Here is an 18,291-nt window from a genome sequence, read left to right as displayed (position 1 = left end):
AGTATTTAATCTTTTATCGGGCACAAAAGTAATGCTTTCTTTCGAGAACAAGTAATGTTTTCATTTAAAAATAGCATTAGATGTACTATATCTTATTTGCTCTTATTAACTGAATAACGCTTGATAACACTGTAGGCATCATAAAGTCCGAGCTCTCCCGATTTGCTTAAATCGGCAATCCCTTCGGCCCTGTTGTTACTGAATATTCGTGCCAAGCCGCGGTTATAATAGGCTTCGGCCAGTCGCGGATCGTATTTAAGAGCCATGGTATAGTCGTCTGCAGCCTGCGTATATTCTTTTTTCATGGCATGCAAATTGCCACGATCATAGTATATGTACGCGTTTCGGGAATTGAGTTCAATGGCTTTGTTGAAGTCTTCCATTGCTTTTGCCACTTTCAATTGTGTATCCACTCCCTTGGAAGCATCGAAATTGTTCATCATTGTTTGGCATACTGCACGTTGCCAATACCCCATCGAAGAGGTGCTATCGATCTGTAAATATACGGTGAGATCGCTGATCGCAGCATCGTAATTCTGCAATAGTCCGTAGGCTACGGCTCTCTCGAACAGCAAATTACGAGTGTCGTCAATATGGTGTACTGCTGCGATATGTGCCGAAAGAGAGTCGATCATGGCAAAATAAGCCTTCGATTGCCGTTCGCTCAACTGACCGGTATTGCACGTTACATACACGTGGTGGGCCGGTTTAGCTTGGGTATTAAAGGCTTCAACCTCGCGTTCATAGGCTTGATACGCCTTTACACCGTTCTTATAAGGCAAATAAGAAAGCTCATACATAGGCATAAACGCCACGTCTACGGCTCTATTTTGTATCTGTCCGCGATATTCGCTCTTATATTCGTGTTCCACTTTGTTCTCATCTTCGACAACAATTTCATTGTATTTCTCGGGATCTATCTCGCTTCGTTTGCGCATTTGGTGCAATTTACTTTTGCTCCACCGTTGCTGTACGCCAAGCCGTTTATCCATTTGGGCCTTAAGAATGCGAAACTCATCGAGCTCGGCTTTTGCCACCTGTCCCAATCGACGATAACAGTTAGCACGATGAGAAAGCCCAGTCCAGAAGTTAGGGAATTGATCTATTACAAGTGAATAGTCGCGGATAGCCGCCTGCAAATTACCCGTACGGTCGTTCAGCAGTGCCCGATTGAATATTGCTAAAAAGTTCTTAGGTTCTAATTTGATAACATAATCGAAATCGGAGATGGCACGATTATCATCTCCAAGCTGCATACGAAGCAGTCCGCGGTTATAATGAGCAAGGAAATTCCTGTCGTCCAACTCCAATGCCTTGTCATAATCGGCCATCGCTCCGCGCAGATTATTATAGTTCAATCGTGCAAGTGCACGGTTCACATAGTTGTTCACTGTATTCGGTTTCAGGTGTATAGCCTTAGAAAGTTCCTGATCTGCATCGCGCCATTTATGCCTCGAAAGACTGATATAAGCGCGCGTAGTCCACGAATTGCCGTCATACGGATCGAGTTCCAAACTCTTATCGAGCCATTTGGCTGCCTGCGTAGTATCTTTCTTTTGCAGATATATCTCTGCTTTCAAGGTATAAGCATTGGCAAATTTCGCCCATTTAGAAACGATGGTATCCGTTTGCAGCAACGCTCGATCGTATTCTTTCGTATTCAACATACAGATGGCACGGTTGAACCAATAGTTCTGTATCTGCGGATCAATACGTATGGCTTGAGTGTAATCTGCAATGGCATCCTCATATTTCTCCTGTCGTATGCGCGAAATAGCCCGCAAATCGTAGAGTCCGTGGATATACGGATTTAATTTAATTGCCTCGGTTGCATCAGCTTCTGCTCCCACATAATCGTCGAGATAGAACTTGGCAACGCCTCTATACTGCCAAGGTTGATACAGAAAAGGCTTCAAAGAAATAACTTGATTGAAGTATTGAATCGAAAGAACATAGTCCTCATAGTGAAGTGCAATCTGTCCACTCGTGAGTAATCTGTCGGTATTGAACTGCCCATATGCATTCAATGACAGACATAAAAGTACCCAAACAATGAGCTTTCGATACATATTTCGGGGATAATTCTATTTGTGTACCGGCTTCGTACGGTAAGAACAACGATACTTACCTTGTATCAAAGCCTTGAGTTTACTATTGACCATCTGCTTGCGGAAAGGCGATAAACGATCCACAAACATAGTTCCATCCAGATGATCGAACTCATGTTGCATCACACGAGCCAAATATCCATCCACCCATTCATCATGCTGTACAAAGGCTGTATCCATATACTGTACATGAATACGCGACGGTCTTGTAACGCTTTCATGAATTCCCGGAATAGACAGGCAGCCCTCCTCCATGATTTCTTTCTTGCTGTTATCGTCGATTTCTATGATGTGCGGATTGATATATGCTTTCCTGAAATCCTTATATTCGGGCAACTCACCGCTCAACACATCAAGGTCTATCACAGCAACTCTTATGCTTTTCCCAATTTGGGGAGCAGCTAATCCCACGCCATCCGACGCCGTTAGCGTCTCAAACATATCTTTAATAAGCTCTTCCAAGTCCGGATAATCCGGCGTTATATCTTTCGCCACCTTGCGCAACACCGGTTGTCCATATATATAAATAGGTAATATCATTCGTTATTAAAATATTATTTCAAAATCATAGAGGATGCAGTTATTGTCGACATTTCTCTCTTCCAACCATAGTAGTACTAATCATTTTCTTGAAGCCATCCAGTCTTCAAGAATGATCGTTGCACTGATCTCATCTACCAGCGCCTTGTTTTGTCGCGCTTTCTTTTTTAATCCGCTGTCGATAATAACCCGTTGTGCTATCACCGAAGTAAACCTCTCGTCGTAGTACTCGATAGGTATTTGCGGCATTGCCTTACGCCATCTGTCCACAAACTGCTCTACCCGTTGCAGGTTCTCGCTCGGTTGGCCGTTGGTCTGCATAGGCTTTCCTATCACTATACGCTCCACCTCCTCATGCTGCACATACTGCATAAGGTAGTTGAATAGCTCTGATGTAGCAACAGTCGCCAATCCACCCGCAATTAACTGCAATGGATCGGTGACTGCTACCCCCGTACGCTTCCGCCCGTAATCTATAGAAAGTATACGTGTCATATAGTACCGGCAGGCGTCTGTCGCACTAACATGTCAGACAAATGCGGCATTCCTGCCTGATATCTCTTTCCGATACTTACTTCTTGAATAGCAACCAAGCATCGGGATACTTACTGCGGAACTGGTTACGAGACGTTACTGCATCGGCTTTAGATGCAAAAGTAGCGGAAATCACACGGTACATATTGTTACCGGGATTATAGGCTATCTGTGCATCATAGCCCTCCGATTTCAACGTGCTCTGGAGTCCTTCGGCATTAGCCTTCAACGAGAAAGAGCCTACAACTACACTGAAGTCCTGCAATCCGGAACCATTAACGAGCTGAACATTCTCTGAACGAACAGAAACATTATCTAAATTGTCGACAACGGTAGTCTGTGTAGCCGGCTTTTCTGTCAGCGGAGCAACGACAGGAGCTTCGGTCTGAGGCTGTTCCTGTGCGTGTGCGTTCTCCTGAGCCTGTGCCTTTTCATACATTTTACGATAAGCACTTTCGCTTGATTTACAACCGGTGAAAGTCAATACCATGCACAATCCTGCACATAAAACAATACTTTTTTTCATATTCTACTCAGTTATTTATAGATTAAACCATTTGTTTACTTCCTTGGCGAAATTACAAAATATCTCACAAAGACACTGAAAAACCGCACATAAAGTTTGTTAAATCAAGGAAATACGCATATTTTAACAAAAAATGGCAGCACTTCTTGTCACGAATAACAAATCTTTTGTTATATTTGTCCCGTATATATAATGTATATAGAACGTATAATTTTTTAAATATCACATTTATGAAAACATTAGGTTATATCGGAGCTTTCATCGGCGGAGCTATCGCCGGAGCTGCTTTAGGTTTGCTTGTTGCACCCGAAAAAGGTGCTGACACACGTAATAAAATTGCCGATGCGGTAGACGACTTCTGCAAAAAACACGACATCAAACTATCAAGAAAGCAAGTAGATGACTTGGTAGACGACATCAAAGATGCAGCTACAGATACGGTAGAATAAGATATCGGCATGTTTTCTAACGATAAAAACATAGAAACAATAGGGCAACTTGCAGAGGTGCTCAAGCATTACATCGGGCTTCAAACGGAGTTTGCAAAGCTCGATGTAATAGAAAAAGTGGTGCGCCTGATAACGGCCATCGCTCTTACGCTCGTGCTGTCGCTGCTCCTTATATTGGCCCTTATCTACATATCTTTTGCTGCCGTGTACGCTTTAGCTCCCTCCGTAGGCACATCATTGGCATTCGCAATCGTGGCAGGTTGCTATTTCGCGCTACTTATACTGTTCATTCTTTTCCACAAACAGTGGTTGGAACGGCCGGTAGTCAAGTTCCTTGCAAGTATTTTATTGGATAAATAAAAAAATGATAAACGACCATTCGTCATCGCACACCCCATATACAGTCAACTCGCTCGAAGAATTAAGGATGCGAAAAGATACATTACGAAGCGACATTCAGAAAGATGAAGAGCAGATAAAAAGCCTTTGGAGCGATCTGTTCCGCAAATCCGACGACATTTGGGGGGCAACACCTTCCAAACGCATTGCGGGCCTGCTGTCCACAGGGGCAAGCGTTATCGACGGTGCATTGCTGGGTTGGAAGCTTTACCGCAGGTTCAACATCGACCGTCTGTTCGGCAGAAGGCGGCGTTAAAGCACTTTTGTCACCCTTTCAATCAAATTACAAAAGAAAGATATCCTACGGGTATCTTTCTTTTTTCTTGTCTCTACGCTTGCCCCTTCCCCATTCTTAAAAGAATAGGTTTTATCTTTCGAAGAGTTCTTATGCCGTGATACTGCAGAAAAATTACCGGATATACAAACATTACCGTTATACTTATACCGGACAGGAATACCGTATATCCTATAAAGAAATGAGACCTATCGAACAAAATCAGCATACCAAGCTGTGCTTTATCACCGTAATTACAGATACGGAAATAAGAAACAGCGCTCGTTCTTTCCGCCCTTACGACATCAATATAAAAACATTACGAGGCATAGACTTATAACCAATAAAAAAGGAGTACCGCTGTACTCCAACCTTGTTAACCTTAAATCTAATACTATGAAAAACACATTGCAAAATTACAAATAATATTTATGATTGCAAGGTTTTTGGATATAATTCAATAGTATATAACTTTATTTAACCGAAACCAACTATTTTTAGGCACAATTCATTGATATTGTGCAATATAGAGGCTGCAAATTCACACATTTATCTGTAACCCGTCGTACGCTAAACAGAAGCCCTCGGGCAATCGGCGGTTGGCTTCATCGTGGAAACCTATCTGATGATTCATGTGTATGAAATAGGTTTGTCGCGCCCCTACCCTACGCGAAAACTCCACAGCCTCGTCTACCAGCATGTGCGAGTGGTGGGGTTTCTCCCATCGCAGCGCGTTTACAACAAGTGTATTTACCCCGCGCAAATATTTATATTCCGTAGCCTCGATGGTCTTCATATCGGTGATATAGGCGAAATTCCCAAAACGATAGCCCAATATAGGCAACCGATCGTGCATCACTTGTACCGGAGTAAATTCTATATCTCCAATCTTTCGTCTAAGATGAGGTACTATCTGATGAAGTCGGAGCAACGGAACACCCGGGTAAAGTTTCTCTGTAAAGCAATAAGGCATGGTTTGTTTCAACGCTTTTACCGTGCTTTCGTCGGCATAAATATTAATGTCGCCGAACACGCAAAACGGGCGCAAATCGTCGATACCTGCCACATGGTCGTAATGAATATGGGTAAGCAGCACACCGTCTATCTTTTTAAACGGCAACGGCATGAGCTGCTGTCGTATATCGGGCCCGCTATCGATTAAAATACGTGTGGTATCCGTTTCGATCAGTGCCGCCGAACGCAGTCGCTTGTCGTGCCTATCGGTGCTCCTGCATACTGCACACGCGCAGCCCAAAGAGGGCACACCGCCCGACGTACCCGTACCGAGAAATGTAAATTTCATATCCCCTAAGTTGAGTCTATTTAATGTTTACTTCGGGATGAATTGCTATGCCGAAGCGGTCGTATACATCCTTTTGTATCTTATGGCAGAGCTTTACGATGTCTTCACCCGTGGCCCCGCCACGGTTTACGAGCACAAGAGCCTGCTTATCGTGCACACCTGCAGCTCCTAAGGAGCGCCCTTTCCAGCCACATTTGTCTATCATCCAGCCGGCAGGTATCTTCTCATGCTCTGCATCTACCGTATAATGAGGCACTTCGGGATAATGTCCGGCAATCTCGTCGAACTTGTCTTTACCTACGATAGGGTTCATAAAGAAACTGCCGGCATTGCCCTCAAGGGCAGGATCGGGCAGTTTTTCGCGCCGTATACGTATGATCGTATCGCGCAACTGCTGCGGTGTAGGACTGGCAATTTGCTGTTCAGCAAGGCAAGAGCGTATGTTTCCGTAGTCAAGACGGGGCTTGAAAGTCTTAGACAACCGATAAGTAACATAGGTAATCACATATTTGTCGCGCCATTCACCCTTGAATTTGCTCTGCCGGTAGGCATATTCGCACTGCGCGTTGGTAAAGCTTACCGGCCGTTGAGTTGCTATCTCCACGGCTTCAACAGATGTTATAATGTCTTTAACCTCGGCTCCATAGGCGCCAATATTCTGAACTGCCGACGCTCCAACCTCTCCCGGAATGAACGAGAGGTTCTCTGTACCGTACCAACCTCGGGCAACACAGAGTGCTACAATATCGTCCCACGTCTCGCCCGAACCGCATTTAAGCATGACGTCATCGCCCTTTTCGACTGCCTCGTGCCCCATAATGGCAGAATGGAGCACCGTGCCGTGATAATCGCCCGTAAGCAACAAATTACTTCCGCCGCCCAACAAGAGCAGCGGCATATCGTCATCGGTAAGCCTGCGGAGCACATCTTGTAACTCTTCTACCGTTGAAAATTCCACAAACCTGCTGCATTTGGCAGCGATACCGAACGTGTTGTGGCGCAACAGATCGTAATTCCGTACGTCTTTCATCTTATGTACGCAATTTTACCAGCTTCCATTTTCCGCCCATACGCTTAAAGGTAAGCTCCGTTTCAAGCCCGTTGGCAATGCCTCTGATAACGAATATTTTCATATTGCTCTCGGTGTATTTCTGCCCGTAAAGTATATTGTATATCAGCCCTTTGGGCAGTTCGGGAGCAAAAGACGACCACTGTTCCGGTGCAACAGAGCCTGTCATCGTGCTGAAATCGTCATCGGGATCGGGACCGATAAATGTAAGCGGATTGTTTATGCTTTGCACCTGAAACGCCGAGTCGGTAACAAAATGGTGGTAAAACTTCAGGAACGAGGCATTCAGGTTCTGGAACATCGGCTTATAATTGATAGAGGTAAGCATCCATCGCCCGTTAATTCGGTCGAACAGATACTGCTTCACGTTTTTTTGATCGAAGTAAATCTTTTCGATAATCACATGGTCTATCGTCGTATCTTTCACCACATTCATCTGCTTCACGTTATCGAAAATAAGCGTATAAAAGTCCTGATGCATAAAAAAATATTCCCTTTTCCACTGCTTCTTCTGAATGGTACTCGTGCTCTTTCCCTGTGTTACCTTCAATGGAAATAAGATACGTTGCATCTGGAGCTTCTTATTGGCTGCGAAGTTGAATATGAAATCGTCGAAAAGTTCATCGGCTGCCTTTGGCATAGGTGTTTCCGAAATGAGATTTTCCATCGTGTCGACGGCGGTAGTATCGGTTGCCGTCGTGTCTACAGACAAGGTGTCGGCCGCCGGTTTCTTATCGGTACAGCCGGATGTAGAAAAACTTATGGCAGCAATAGCCGCCAACAACAAAACGAAGAAAAGTCCTTTTCTCATCATACTCTTATTTTCTGCCCTCGATAAGGGCCCCGTATTTTCTTTGCAAAATTACAACATTATTTCGATAAAGTACCAAAATTTTCGGATAACTTTTTACATCTGCAGAACACATAAAATACAGATGCTGCAGATACATGTACCCTGTACCCCCTGCAGGCATGCCATGCAAGACCGATAGAAGTACCGCACAACGCAGACAAACGTACGGAATAAAAACATCGTTTTATTTTGTATTGTCTCTTATTTGCACTATCTTTGCAGGTAAATTCGAAATTTCAAACACGTTATGTTATTAGAAAAGATAGAATCTCTGCTCAAAGAAGTAAGCACGCTTACGGCTTCCAATGCAGACGAAATAGAGCAATTAAGGCTGAAATACCTTAGTAAAAAGGGCGAAATCAATGCGCTTATGGCCGATTTCCGCAACGTGGCGGCCGATCAGAAGAAGATGGTAGGCGTGAAAATCAACGAGCTTAAGCAACTTGCCATCAACAAGATCAATGAATTGAAGCAACAAACAGAAACCGTAGAAAGCCAAAAAGACGACATAGACCTTACCCGCACGGCTTATCCCATACCGCTCGGCACGCGTCATCCGCTCACTATAGTGAAGAACGAGATTATAGATATCTTCCGAAGAATGGGATTTACGCTGGCTGACGGGCCTGAAATAGACGACGATTTGCACGTTTTTACGAAGCTGAACTTTGCTGCCGATCATCCTGCACGCGATATGCAAGACACGTTCTTTATCGAACAAAGCGCCAATGATGTTACGAAGAACGTGCTTCTGCGCTCGCATACGTCGGGCGATCAGGCCCATTATATGGAAACGCACCAACCGCCCATCCGCATTATATGCCCGGGCCGCGTCTATCGCAACGAGGCCATATCGGCGCGTGCCCATTGCTTTTTCCATCAGGTAGAGGGCCTCTACATCGACAAGAACGTATCGTTTACCGACCTGAAGCAGGTGCTTCTCACCTTTGCACGCGAGATGTTCGGCGCCGAAACGAAGATACGTCTGCGTCCGAGCTACTTTCCATTTACGGAACCCAGTGCAGAGATGGATATTTCATGCTTCATCTGCGGCGGCGAGGGGTGCGGTTTTTGCAAGCACACCGGTTGGGTTGAGATACTTGGATGCGGCATGGTAGATCCGAATGTATTAGAGGCTTGCGGCATCGACAGCAAGGTGTACACGGGCTATGCCTTCGGTATGGGCGTAGAACGCATAACGAATTTGAAATACAGAGTGAGCGACTTGCGCATGTTCTCAGAGAATGATATGCGCTTCCTCAAGGAATTCGAAGCCGCTAACTAACCCGTTTTCCGCACGAGGGCAGCATAAAACATGCTGCCCTCGTGCGTTTTTATCACCGCTATTTGCATGCGAAACATCCCGAAAATACTATCTCTGTGCCTGCTGTGTACGGGCAGTGCAATGCCCGCATCGGCCGTCTGCCGCGACTCTGTCCGGCGTATCGGCTTCTCGGCAGACACCCATGCGGGCCGCATCATCAGCATGGATATGTACCAGAGGATGTATCAACAAAAGAAACAATCTTTCTCTATCGCCGCTCAACTGAACTTCCATACTCTTCCGACAGACAGCGATGCCTTTGCAGAAGACTACGATTATCCCGTTATCAGCCTCGGATTGCGCTACAGCATCAACAATGTAACCATGCACAGAGGGCCTGATTTCCCCTTAGGACAGGCAAAAACGGTAGATTACGACTCGCGTTTAGGAAACATCGTCAGTCTGTATGCCGCTTTCAACCGCACCTTCTTGCGCCGACACAGATGGTCGGCAGACTACACGCTCGCGGCTGGTATGAGCTATGCACATAAGAAGTACGATCCTTACAACAACGTAGACAACGAACTGATTGGCAGTCGGTTCCTCATATACTTCGGGGCCGGCATCCATGCCCATTACCGTTTGTCCGGCCGTTGGGGGCTGCGAGCAGGCATAGACTACTACCATCACAGCAACGGATCGCTGAACCGTCCCAACAAGGGGGCAAACATTTGGGGCCCGACCGTAGGCATCGAGTACTTTCCAACGGCAGAATACGGCGAACGTTTCGCCAAACATGCCTCACAGAAGTCGTTTATTCCCTACTGGTATGCCGCGGTTGCACTCGGTATAGGGGGCAAAGTGCTGAACGAGGACTGGCTGAAAACGCAATACGGCACACCACCCGACTCGGCTGACTACCGCACCGGTCGCTTTCATTTCTACAAAGCGTATTCAGTACAAGTCGATATAATGCGCCGTTATGCCCGAAGATGGGCAAGCGGTATGGGCATCGACTTGTTCTACGGTTCGTATGCGGCGCGGGTAGAGGCGCTGGACAAGGCCGACGGATACCGCACGAAGCACAGTTCGTGGTCGGTCGGAATAGCCGCAAAGCATCAGGTTTATTATCATAACTGGTCTATGGCAATGGCATTGGGATGGTATCTGTACCGACACATGGGGCAGAATGCCGAAATCATAGAAAAGCCTTACTACGAACGCATAGGCATTCATTACACCATACCTGCCTTGCACGGACTGACCATCGGTGCCAACGTAAAGGCCCATCTTACAAAAGCAGACTTCACGGAAGTGGTTATCGTATATCCTTTCAGGTTCGAATAAAATGCGTATCTAACACAAACCCCACCTCTACCCCTCCGAAAGAGAGAAGATATACCCATGAGAAACAAGAAACAAAATTTACAGGAATTTAGCTTGTTCAAATCCTCCACAACCCTCAAAAATAGGGAGTCGGAGATACGAATACCATCATGAAGAAATTTAAACAAACCAAATTCACAGTACAAAGACCGTCTCCTTACGGTAAAAAGACCATCTCCTTATAAATAACAACCAATCCTCACTCCTCACTAATCACTCATCCATCACCCGCACACCCCTCCTTCGGAGGGGCCGGGGGAGGTCCTCACTCCTCACTAATCACTCATCCATCACCCACACACCCCTCCTTTGGAGGGGACGGGGGAGGTCCTCACTCCTCACTAATCCCTCCTCCATCACCCACACACCCCTCCTTCGGAGGGGACGGGGGAGGTCCTCACTCCTCACTAATCACTCATCCACCACCCGCACACCCCCTGTCTAATGGCATTAAACAGGGAGTGTAGCCGCCTTAGATATACCCCCTGTCAGTAACGTTCGTAATACCTAAGACTGCCGAACTGCTTTCTATCGGGATGAAGCAGCAGGATCATGTCGCGCAGAAGGTAATCCGGACGGAACGGAACCTCCTCGAAATAAGGCCTCTTCGAGGCATTGCACTGGTATATATTACCCGTCTTGAAGGCACGGAGCTCGTTATATCCCCGAAATTCGGCCAACAGATCGGCCTTACTCATAGGCTTTTCGCCATTAAACTTGAATGCCCACACATCACAGTCGCCCGCTTTATCGAGCACCAGCTCGAAAGATAACGCCAGACTTCCGCTGCGGCGGTCGTGCGAAAAGGCATACCTTCCGTTCGCATCCCGTATCATCTGCCCTATCGTACTGCCGCCCGCAGGGCAATACCACACGCTTCCGGTCTTGCGTTCCGTAAGTATCGAGCGCCCTACAGGCAACTTGTCGGCCGCCCGCTTCAGTGCCGTATAAGTGCTGTCTACCACTCGGAAGAGCGAATCGGCCCTCGTTTCGCAGCCGTAGAGCATGCCGTAAAACCTCATCCACTCGGCTCTCCCGAGTGCCGAAGTTTCCATGTAATCGGCCGCTTCTATAAGGGGAACGCCGATGTTTTCCAATCTACCGTAACCACCGCTATTCTCGAATGGCGATAGGATGATGCCGTCGGGCTTCAAGTCGATGATTCTTTCGATGACGGGCGACATGCTTTCGCCGCAATCCGCTATCTTCTTCTGTCGCACCCGCCGCTGTATATCGGGGATAAGTATATATTTCAGGTCGGCCACACCTTTGATTTGCCACGCCTTGCCGAGGTATTCGAGCAGCTGGCAGTGGGCAGTCGTGAACACCACACTGCGCGTTAAAGGCGTGCGCACCACGGTTCCTTCGGGCAAAGACGGGGGCAACGGCGCCTCTCGGGGCACCAACACATAGGCGTGCAACACCTTTCCTTGCTTCCAAGGATCAACCAGCGAAACCACCGAGTAGCCTTTGTATTTCACTACGGTGATATGCCGAGCGTACTTAAACGAAACGGTATCGCCCCCTACCCTGCCTGCAACGCTGCCGTTGCCGGTACAAGAAGAAAGCGATACTGCCGCCGATATAACGAAAAACAATATGATCTTTTTCATCATATCGATACAAATTTATTCCTTAGCAAACACCACTTGCATCGTTCCGGCGCCCGAAGTGAGCTTACGGAGCTGCTTGCCGGTGCTGTCGAACACATACAATTGGCACGGTCCGCTATAGTCGTTGTTTACCACATAGATATTGCCTGTCTTCCAATCTACGCTCACCTGTCCGGGATTGGGCACGTCTGCAAGGCCTTTAATTTCGGTTGTCGAGTTGTTTTCCATATTGAAACGGAAATACTTCTTGGCCGGTACGTTCCCGTTCTTACCATAGGGTGCATAGATACAAACAAGGCTGTTAACGTTCTTATCCTGCGCAATCGACGAAGCATGTTCTACCGTCTTCACGGCATCGGTCTTGGTATCGACGCACTGCAACAGATGGTCTGAGTGGTCAAGGCATGCCACAAAGTAAACCTTGCTGCCGTCTGCAGTTGCAATCATCTGGTTATATGGGTTGAGTGCAGTCTCTATCTCTTTGGTCTTTTTGAAGGTTTTAATGTCTACGACTGCCAGCGATTTGCCTTTTCCATAGCCCGAGATGGCCACATAAATCTTGCCGGCGGCAACGGCCAATGCCTCGGGATGGTCGCCTACCTGTACGCTGTCGGTAAGCTGATAGCTGTTTACGTTCATCTTATACACATAACCGCTGTAAGCCGTAAAGTACACATTGCCGCCGTATTGGGCGATATAGCGGGGCGATTTATTAGGCATAGCGACTCTCGAGAGCAGTTTACCGTCTTTATCGAGCACTTCTATCTTCGATGAGGTGGTGCTCGTAACGAAGATTTTGCCGTCTACAAGCACCAAATCCTGTGCATCTCCGATGCCCGAACCGTTGGCCTGCTTGTAGAGGTCGTTCACTGTCCAAGTCTTGTTCACACTGTCTAATGAAGCTACAGTGCCGTCGTTCTTGTTCCAATTGCCGTTATTCACCACATAGGCATAGTGGTAACCGTAATAAGGCGGCTCTATTATCGGCGAATTATCATCGTTGCTACAAGCCGAAAAGGCCAAAACTGCCGTGAAAAGCAGTGCGAGTTTAAATAGTTTCTGTTTCATCTGTTATTATTATTTAGAATTAAAATTTATAATGTATAGACACTCTGTAATTGCGACCGGGCATGGGATAGAAGCGTATGATTTCGTAATTCCGGCCGTAAAGGTTCAGCGCAGATGCCCGAACCGTCAGTTCCGTGCGCCCTATCCTGAACATCTTGCCCACAGAGATGCTGTGGTCGAGGAACGCAGGCATATGATGATCGCGGCTGTTATAGCCCGTTGTATAGCGCGTTCCCGTGTATAATAAGTTATACGAAAGGTCTATTTCCTGCGGACAGCGCAGCATCACGGCGGCGCTACCTGCATTCTTCGGCGTGTATGCAATTTGGTGATTGTAGGTAGATCCGTTGGGTGTAGTCTTGTCTTCCGCACGCATATAATTATATGTAAATACGATGTTCGTGCTCCAATCGGCCGTCCATTGCAGATTGGTGCTCGCCGTAACGTCTACGCCAAGGGTATGCACCGTTCCTACATTCATCATCTTCCAGATAAACATGGTAGGAACAGCTACTATTTTATCGGTAACATTGCCGAGATACCCGTCTACCGTAAGCGCCACATAACTGATGGTTGTCGACAGTCTACGGTTCCATGTAGCCCCGATATTCCACTGTCTGGTCTTCTCGGGGCGCAGGTTCGTGTTGCCTATCAGCAGATAATAAAGGTCGTTGAGCGTGGGCGTGCGGAAAATATCTTTATAAGACAGCCGTAACCGAAGGTTCTCTTTGAACGGTTGCCACAGCATGCTGAACGCCGGACTTAGCCGATGAAAGCCCTTACTTGCATCGCCTGTCTTAACTGTTTCGCAGATGTGGGTATAAAGAAGCGAAGCCGTAGCCGTGAAATTCTGCAGCTTATAACGGGCTGCAAGTGCGGTGAAAGAACTGTTACGCGTGGGATAAGGACAATTGGAAAGCGTAGTCGACAGGTAATTATGCTGGAAGTCTTCTGCTAACGACACGCTTACGTGTCTGACAGGCTGCGCCATTACCGTGGTCGTAGCATAGACCTCGTTCTGTCGGAAGCGGTCTTCTGTCGGTCCGCTTGCAGGGATATCGAAGTCTCTTTGCCATGAGTAATTGTATTTGACGGCCGTTTTCAGCTTCAGTTTGGCCGAGATATCGTTCTCATAAGCCATCTGTACGAAGTAATTACGGTCGGTCAGACGCTCTGCGGAGTACGTGTTGTCGTAGATAACACCGCCCGGCAGTCCTCGTTTAGAGTCGAACAAATAGGCTTTCATCGCCAAACGCTGGCGATCGGTGATATGCCAAGCGAGGTTAAACTCACCACGCCACGTAGCTATATCGCTGTTGTTCCGCTTCTCGTCGATACTCTTATTGCCGTTCATCATATGGAATTTGTACGCACCATCGGCATGTAAGTAGCTTAGATAGGCACTCAACGCGAGCTTCTTCCCCAAACGTCGGGCATAGAGAAGCGACGGATTTACCATACCATAACTGCCTGTCTTCAAGTGAGCGTTCGTCTCACTCGCCTTTCCATCCCATTCAGGCCGCATGGTTTCTATGTTGATCGTTCCTGCAGAGGCATACTGTCGGGCGCTGAGGAATATATCGTCTTGCTGACCTATGGTGAGATAGAGCAACGAAACGTTATCCAACGTGAAACGAGAGATATCTACTTGGCCGGATTGCGCATCGCCTATCTGCACTCCATCGTAGCTCACGCCCGTATGTTGGGCACCCAAACCGCGGATACTCACGGTCTTCAACCCACCTACACCGCCATAATCTCGCACTTGAATGCCCGCGAAATGCTTCAAGGCATCGCTTATATCGGTCACACCCATGCGCTGCATGTCAGCATGAGTCATTGCCTGCACCGGACTCCCCGACAACATGTTGCTCGGAACATTGCGTGCCACCACCTCTACATTATCGAGCACGGTCGCACGAGTGCCCGCCGTATCGGTCTCATGCAGGGCTTGTGCCGCCCCCGAAAGGGGAAACACCGCCATCAACAGCACCGGATATAATAATCGTACCCGCATTTCACGAACGAGACAGACACCGACGTCTGCCCATAAACCATTTAGAATTAAGACTTCGCCGCCTTCCTCGAAACAGCCAAGCACACCAAAAAACAACGGCAGGTCTTCTGACTTGCAACCCAAACATGAACGCCTTCCCGACAAATTGCCAGTGGCTACGTGTTCATATTCATAGAAAAGGATCGCTTACAGCAGCGGGACTGTACAGGAGTTTCACCTGTTTCCCTTTTTAATCAATTGCGTTTATGAACCGATTGTCTATGCAAAGATAATACTTTTTAGCAACAATGTATGGCAAAAAACGAGGTTTTATTTCACATATTCTATCGAGATGCATCCTTTTACCCAAAAAAATGTCAAAACTTTTTGCCCGTTATTCATTTTTAATTTACCTTTGCCAGCATTGATCTATTAACTAATAACTTTTAACATACATTGAATACTATGACTGAAGAAAGAGGAAATGTATTGACTAACCATTTCGAAATGAAGAAACTTATCGAGCTTGTGTGCATCATCATCGTAACAGCTATCGTATGGAACCTGCCTACCAGTGTGTTCGATATCGATGGTCTGACAGTTGTACAACAACGAATTATCGCCATTTTTGTATTCGCCACGCTTACATGGCTTACCGAGGCGATACCGGCATGGGCCACTTCTTTGGCCATTATCACGGTGATGTGTCTCACGGTCTCCAATAATAGTATCTCGTTTTTCAAGGGAGACGAGGACGATATATTCGGCAAATTATTAAGCAGTAAGGACATTATGGCAACCTTTGCCAATCCGGTTATCATGCTATTTTTAGGCGGTTTTATCCTTGCAATCGCGGCAACTAAGTCGGGATTAGATGTGTTGTTGGCCAAGAATTTGATACGTCCGTTCGGCCAAAAGAGCGAAAACGTGCTCCTTGGTTTCCTGCTTATCACCGGCATATTCTCCATGTTTGTAAGCAATACCGCCACAGCAGCCATGATGCTTACCTTTCTTACCCCCGTTTTTGCGGCACTTCCGGCCAACGGAAAGGGCCGCACGGCACTTACAATGAGTATTCCTATCGCGGCTAACCTTGGCGGTATGGCCACACCGATAGGCACTCCACCCAACGCAATTGCCCTGCAAGCGCTCAACGATCCGGCAGGATTGAACATGGGAATAGACTTCGGAGAGTGGATGGCTTTTATGTTTCCGCTCGTTATATTATTGCTTTTCATCTCGTGGAGGCTCATTCTAAGGTTTTTCCCGTTCACTCAAAAGACGATACACCTCGAGATCGAAGGCGAAATTCACCACGGATGGCGCATGTGGGTGGTAAGCGGAACTTTCATACTTACTATACTTCTGTGGCTTATCCCAAGCAAAATCACTGGCATAGACTCTAATACGGTTGCCATGATCCCGATGGGTATCTTTGCCATAACGGGCGTTATTACGGCGAAAGACCTGCAGGCAATCAACTGGAGTGTTATCTGGATGGTGGCCGGAGGTTTTGCCTTGGGCTTGGGAATGAACGGTTCAGGACTGGCAGACCGTGCTATCGAGAGCATTCCGTTCGGCTCTTGGTCGCCGATTGCCATACTTATCATATCGGGATTTATATGCTATTTCCTCAGCAACTTTATCTCCAATACGGCTACAGCGGCACTGCTGGTACCGATACTTGCCGTAGTTTGCACAGGTATGGGTAACAGTCTCAATGCCATCGGCGGCACTTCAACCATCTTGATAGGCATTGCTTTGGCTGCTTCATCGGCCATGTGTCTGCCCATTTCCACACCTCCGAATGCCATAGCCTACTCTACCGGTCTCATTAAACAGAACGATATGCTTAAAGCGGGCCTTACTGTAGGCGTCATAAGTATGATTATCGGCTACGTTGTGTTATTCTTTGTTGGCGAAAGCCACTTCTTGGGATAATGCACAGAAGCTATAAATGAGAACCTCCCTCTGCCTCTCCAAAAGCGGGAGAGGCAGCCCCTTCCTCCTCCCGAGGGGCGGGGGGAGGCTGCTATTCGCAATTTCTTACCCTCGTTTTTTATCGATATAATACAGCGCGGCACCTATTGCAGTGCAAAATTCGCTATACTTCGGGATGATGAAATGTACATGATAAAGCTTTTCCATAGCATGAAAAACATCCTTGCACTGCGGTAACAGCGTAAGATTTCCTATCAGAACGTACTCCTTGATACCGCTGCCAAGAGATGAAAGTATAGTACAACTGCCTATTGTTTGCAATACCGTGGTGATGATACCCAATGCTATATCTTCGCGAGTGGCATTGGTTTTCGCATTTCCGAATAGGCTCGCGGTGGCATTCTTGGGCAGTCCGGGCAACGCATTCGGACTGATATCGCCAATCAGAACATCCACATTCTTGATTTCTCCCTGCATGGCAAGCGTGGCAACCTGCTTGATATCGTCCGATTTCAGCATAATGCGCGAGAGCCCCATAAGCGTTCCGCCGCCGATACCTACACCACCAATATGGCGTATATCGTCGCCACAGCACTGCACAAGACTGGTTCCGGTGCCCATACTTACCACGATCATGCGGTCGAGTTCGGTTTCATAACGCGCCCCGAGCCCATCTGCAATAAACTCTTCCGCCTTCTTTGTAGGCAGTCCGTATATGGGCGAATCGATATAGGCCGAACCTACACCGGTAATCATTACCTGCTCTACGTCGGCCAGACTTATGTTATTGTCGTACAAATACTTGCCGAAAGCACCGTAAAGAGAGGTTACAGGATCGGTTGCCTTGATACGTATGGGCGACATAACGCCCCTCTCTTCGTTGATACCTACTATTTTGGTGGTGCTGATACCTACATCTATTCCTATTACAATTCCCATGTATTCAATCGTTTTGGGTACAAATTTAC

18 protein-coding genes and 1 riboswitch are annotated in these 18,291 nt (G+C 47.1%); of the genes, 7 read left to right on the top strand and 11 right to left on the bottom strand.

Features of this window, described 5'->3' with window-relative positions; all coding sequences use genetic code 11:
• Window positions 1-92: 92 nt before the first annotated feature.
• The 4 genes from HMPREF0663_RS01325 to HMPREF0663_RS01310 all read right to left on the bottom strand — a co-directional run bounded on the left by HMPREF0663_RS01325 (window position 93) and on the right by HMPREF0663_RS01310 (window position 3,708).
• Window positions 93-2,069, bottom strand: a complete 1,977-nt coding sequence (locus HMPREF0663_RS01325; protein ID WP_004368248.1) for a tetratricopeptide repeat protein — start codon at window positions 2,067-2,069, stop codon at window positions 93-95.
• A 15-nt stretch (window positions 2,070-2,084) separates the two neighbouring features.
• The gene (def, locus tag HMPREF0663_RS01320; protein WP_004368247.1) at window positions 2,085-2,648 is read right to left on the bottom strand and encodes a peptide deformylase; all 564 of its coding nucleotides are present in this window, start codon (window positions 2,646-2,648) and stop codon (window positions 2,085-2,087) included.
• An 81-nt stretch (window positions 2,649-2,729) separates the two neighbouring features.
• The gene (ruvX, locus tag HMPREF0663_RS01315; RefSeq protein WP_004368246.1) at window positions 2,730-3,143 is read right to left on the bottom strand and encodes a Holliday junction resolvase RuvX; all 414 of its coding nucleotides are present in this window, start codon (window positions 3,141-3,143) and stop codon (window positions 2,730-2,732) included.
• Between the two features lie 76 nt (window positions 3,144-3,219).
• Window positions 3,220-3,708, bottom strand: a complete 489-nt coding sequence (locus tag HMPREF0663_RS01310) for an SPOR domain-containing protein (RefSeq protein ID WP_004368245.1) — start codon at window positions 3,706-3,708, stop codon at window positions 3,220-3,222.
• Between the two features lie 230 nt (window positions 3,709-3,938).
• Between HMPREF0663_RS01310 and HMPREF0663_RS01305 the strand changes: the two genes are divergently transcribed.
• The 4 genes from HMPREF0663_RS01305 (at window position 3,939) to HMPREF0663_RS12045 (ending at window position 5,170) form a co-directional block, all read left to right on the top strand.
• Window positions 3,939-4,157 carry a YtxH domain-containing protein gene (locus tag HMPREF0663_RS01305; RefSeq protein ID WP_004368244.1) on the top strand — a complete coding sequence of 73 codons (219 nt, stop codon included), beginning with the start codon at window positions 3,939-3,941 and terminating at the stop codon, window positions 4,155-4,157.
• Between the two features lie 9 nt (window positions 4,158-4,166).
• Window positions 4,167-4,517 (top strand): phage holin family protein, encoded by a 351-nt coding sequence (locus HMPREF0663_RS01300; RefSeq protein ID WP_004368243.1) that lies wholly within the window; start codon window positions 4,167-4,169, stop codon window positions 4,515-4,517.
• Between the two features lie 4 nt (window positions 4,518-4,521).
• Complete coding sequence (locus HMPREF0663_RS01295; RefSeq protein ID WP_016665580.1) at window positions 4,522-4,812, top strand: hypothetical protein; 291 nt, start codon at window positions 4,522-4,524, stop codon at window positions 4,810-4,812.
• A gap of 220 nt (window positions 4,813-5,032) precedes the next feature.
• Window positions 5,033-5,170 carry a hypothetical protein gene (locus tag HMPREF0663_RS12045; protein ID WP_004368240.1) on the top strand — a complete coding sequence of 46 codons (138 nt, stop codon included), beginning with the start codon at window positions 5,033-5,035 and terminating at the stop codon, window positions 5,168-5,170.
• A 201-nt stretch (window positions 5,171-5,371) separates the two neighbouring features.
• Here HMPREF0663_RS12045 and HMPREF0663_RS01285 read toward each other — a convergent pair whose 3' ends face one another.
• Genes HMPREF0663_RS01285 through HMPREF0663_RS01275 form a run of 3 tightly spaced genes read right to left on the bottom strand, consistent with a single transcriptional unit; the run spans window position 5,372 to window position 8,013 of the window.
• Complete coding sequence (locus HMPREF0663_RS01285) at window positions 5,372-6,133, bottom strand: MBL fold metallo-hydrolase (RefSeq protein WP_004368239.1); 762 nt, start codon at window positions 6,131-6,133, stop codon at window positions 5,372-5,374.
• Window positions 6,134-6,149: 16 nt separating this feature from the next.
• A complete protein-coding gene (murB, locus tag HMPREF0663_RS01280; protein WP_004368238.1) occupies window positions 6,150-7,163 on the bottom strand; it encodes a UDP-N-acetylmuramate dehydrogenase in 1,014 nt (337 codons plus the stop codon).
• Window position 7,164: 1 nt separating this feature from the next.
• Entirely contained in the window at window positions 7,165-8,013 is an 849-nt protein-coding gene (locus HMPREF0663_RS01275; RefSeq protein ID WP_016665579.1) for a DUF4348 domain-containing protein, read from the bottom strand.
• Between the two features lie 289 nt (window positions 8,014-8,302).
• Here HMPREF0663_RS01275 and pheS point away from each other — a divergent pair, with 289 nt between their 5' ends.
• Both pheS and HMPREF0663_RS01260 read left to right on the top strand, forming a co-directional pair.
• Window positions 8,303-9,340 (top strand): phenylalanine--tRNA ligase subunit alpha, encoded by a 1,038-nt coding sequence (gene pheS, locus HMPREF0663_RS01270; RefSeq protein ID WP_004368234.1) that lies wholly within the window; start codon window positions 8,303-8,305, stop codon window positions 9,338-9,340.
• 66 nt (window positions 9,341-9,406) lie between these two features.
• Window positions 9,407-10,666 carry an acyloxyacyl hydrolase gene (locus tag HMPREF0663_RS01260; RefSeq protein WP_143150399.1) on the top strand — a complete coding sequence of 420 codons (1,260 nt, stop codon included), beginning with the start codon at window positions 9,407-9,409 and terminating at the stop codon, window positions 10,664-10,666.
• A gap of 527 nt (window positions 10,667-11,193) precedes the next feature.
• Here the strand turns inward: HMPREF0663_RS01260 and HMPREF0663_RS01255 are convergent.
• Genes HMPREF0663_RS01255 through HMPREF0663_RS01245 form a run of 3 tightly spaced genes read right to left on the bottom strand, consistent with a single transcriptional unit; the run spans window position 11,194 to window position 15,370 of the window.
• On the bottom strand, window positions 11,194-12,321 hold the full coding sequence (locus HMPREF0663_RS01255; RefSeq protein WP_004368231.1) for an ABC transporter substrate-binding protein: 1,128 nt from the start codon (window positions 12,319-12,321) through the stop codon (window positions 11,194-11,196).
• A 12-nt stretch (window positions 12,322-12,333) separates the two neighbouring features.
• On the bottom strand, window positions 12,334-13,386 hold the full coding sequence (locus HMPREF0663_RS01250; RefSeq protein WP_004368230.1) for a hypothetical protein: 1,053 nt from the start codon (window positions 13,384-13,386) through the stop codon (window positions 12,334-12,336).
• 19 nt (window positions 13,387-13,405) lie between these two features.
• Window positions 13,406-15,370, bottom strand: coding sequence for a TonB-dependent receptor plug domain-containing protein (locus tag HMPREF0663_RS01245; RefSeq protein ID WP_004368229.1), 1,965 nt, complete (start codon window positions 15,368-15,370; stop codon window positions 13,406-13,408).
• Between the two features lie 113 nt (window positions 15,371-15,483).
• Window positions 15,484-15,674, bottom strand: a riboswitch (cobalamin riboswitch).
• Between the two features lie 173 nt (window positions 15,675-15,847).
• Between HMPREF0663_RS01245 and HMPREF0663_RS01240 the strand changes: the two genes are divergently transcribed.
• Window positions 15,848-17,323 (top strand): SLC13 family permease, encoded by a 1,476-nt coding sequence (locus HMPREF0663_RS01240; RefSeq protein ID WP_004368228.1) that lies wholly within the window; start codon window positions 15,848-15,850, stop codon window positions 17,321-17,323.
• Window positions 17,324-17,428: 105 nt separating this feature from the next.
• On the opposite strand, the gene coaW is transcribed toward HMPREF0663_RS01240, so the two are convergent.
• A complete protein-coding gene (gene coaW / locus HMPREF0663_RS01235) occupies window positions 17,429-18,262 on the bottom strand; it encodes a type II pantothenate kinase (protein ID WP_004368227.1) in 834 nt (277 codons plus the stop codon).
• Between the last annotated feature and the right edge of the window lie 29 nt (window positions 18,263-18,291).

It is taken from the genome of Hoylesella oralis ATCC 33269 (assembly GCF_000185145.2).
In the GTDB taxonomy this organism is placed as follows: domain Bacteria; phylum Bacteroidota; class Bacteroidia; order Bacteroidales; family Bacteroidaceae; genus Prevotella; species Prevotella phocaeensis.
Note: the sequence above shows the minus strand (reverse complement) of the source record. Positions and strands in the feature narration are given on the sequence as shown.

Bases quoted from the DNA above. Each gene is read 5' to 3' on its own strand.
- HMPREF0663_RS01295 (WP_016665580.1), top strand. From the start codon at position 4,522: ATGATAAACGACCATTCGTCATCGCACACCCCATATACAGTCAACTCG.
- HMPREF0663_RS01300 (WP_004368243.1), top strand. From the start codon at position 4,167: ATGTTTTCTAACGATAAAAACATAGAAACAATAGGGCAACTTGCAGAG.
- HMPREF0663_RS01325 (WP_004368248.1), bottom strand. From the start codon at position 2,069: ATGTATCGAAAGCTCATTGTTTGGGTACTTTTATGTCTGTCATTGAAT.
- HMPREF0663_RS01240 (WP_004368228.1), top strand. From the start codon at position 15,848: ATGACTGAAGAAAGAGGAAATGTATTGACTAACCATTTCGAAATGAAG.
- coaW (WP_004368227.1), bottom strand. From the start codon at position 18,262: ATGGGAATTGTAATAGGAATAGATGTAGGTATCAGCACCACCAAAATA.
- murB (WP_004368238.1), bottom strand. From the start codon at position 7,163: ATGAAAGACGTACGGAATTACGATCTGTTGCGCCACAACACGTTCGGT.
- HMPREF0663_RS01285 (WP_004368239.1), bottom strand. From the start codon at position 6,133: ATGAAATTTACATTTCTCGGTACGGGTACGTCGGGCGGTGTGCCCTCT.
- HMPREF0663_RS01255 (WP_004368231.1), bottom strand. From the start codon at position 12,321: ATGATGAAAAAGATCATATTGTTTTTCGTTATATCGGCGGCAGTATCG.
- HMPREF0663_RS01245 (WP_004368229.1), bottom strand. From the start codon at position 15,370: ATGGCGGTGTTTCCCCTTTCGGGGGCGGCACAAGCCCTGCATGAGACC.
- HMPREF0663_RS01250 (WP_004368230.1), bottom strand. From the start codon at position 13,386: ATGAAACAGAAACTATTTAAACTCGCACTGCTTTTCACGGCAGTTTTG.
- HMPREF0663_RS12045 (WP_004368240.1), top strand. From the start codon at position 5,033: ATGAGACCTATCGAACAAAATCAGCATACCAAGCTGTGCTTTATCACC.
- HMPREF0663_RS01305 (WP_004368244.1), top strand. From the start codon at position 3,939: ATGAAAACATTAGGTTATATCGGAGCTTTCATCGGCGGAGCTATCGCC.
- ruvX (WP_004368246.1), bottom strand. From the start codon at position 3,143: ATGACACGTATACTTTCTATAGATTACGGGCGGAAGCGTACGGGGGTA.
- pheS (WP_004368234.1), top strand. From the start codon at position 8,303: ATGTTATTAGAAAAGATAGAATCTCTGCTCAAAGAAGTAAGCACGCTT.
- HMPREF0663_RS01310 (WP_004368245.1), bottom strand. From the start codon at position 3,708: ATGAAAAAAAGTATTGTTTTATGTGCAGGATTGTGCATGGTATTGACT.
- HMPREF0663_RS01275 (WP_016665579.1), bottom strand. From the start codon at position 8,013: ATGAGAAAAGGACTTTTCTTCGTTTTGTTGTTGGCGGCTATTGCTGCC.
- def (WP_004368247.1), bottom strand. From the start codon at position 2,648: ATGATATTACCTATTTATATATATGGACAACCGGTGTTGCGCAAGGTG.
- HMPREF0663_RS01260 (WP_143150399.1), top strand. From the start codon at position 9,407: ATGCGAAACATCCCGAAAATACTATCTCTGTGCCTGCTGTGTACGGGC.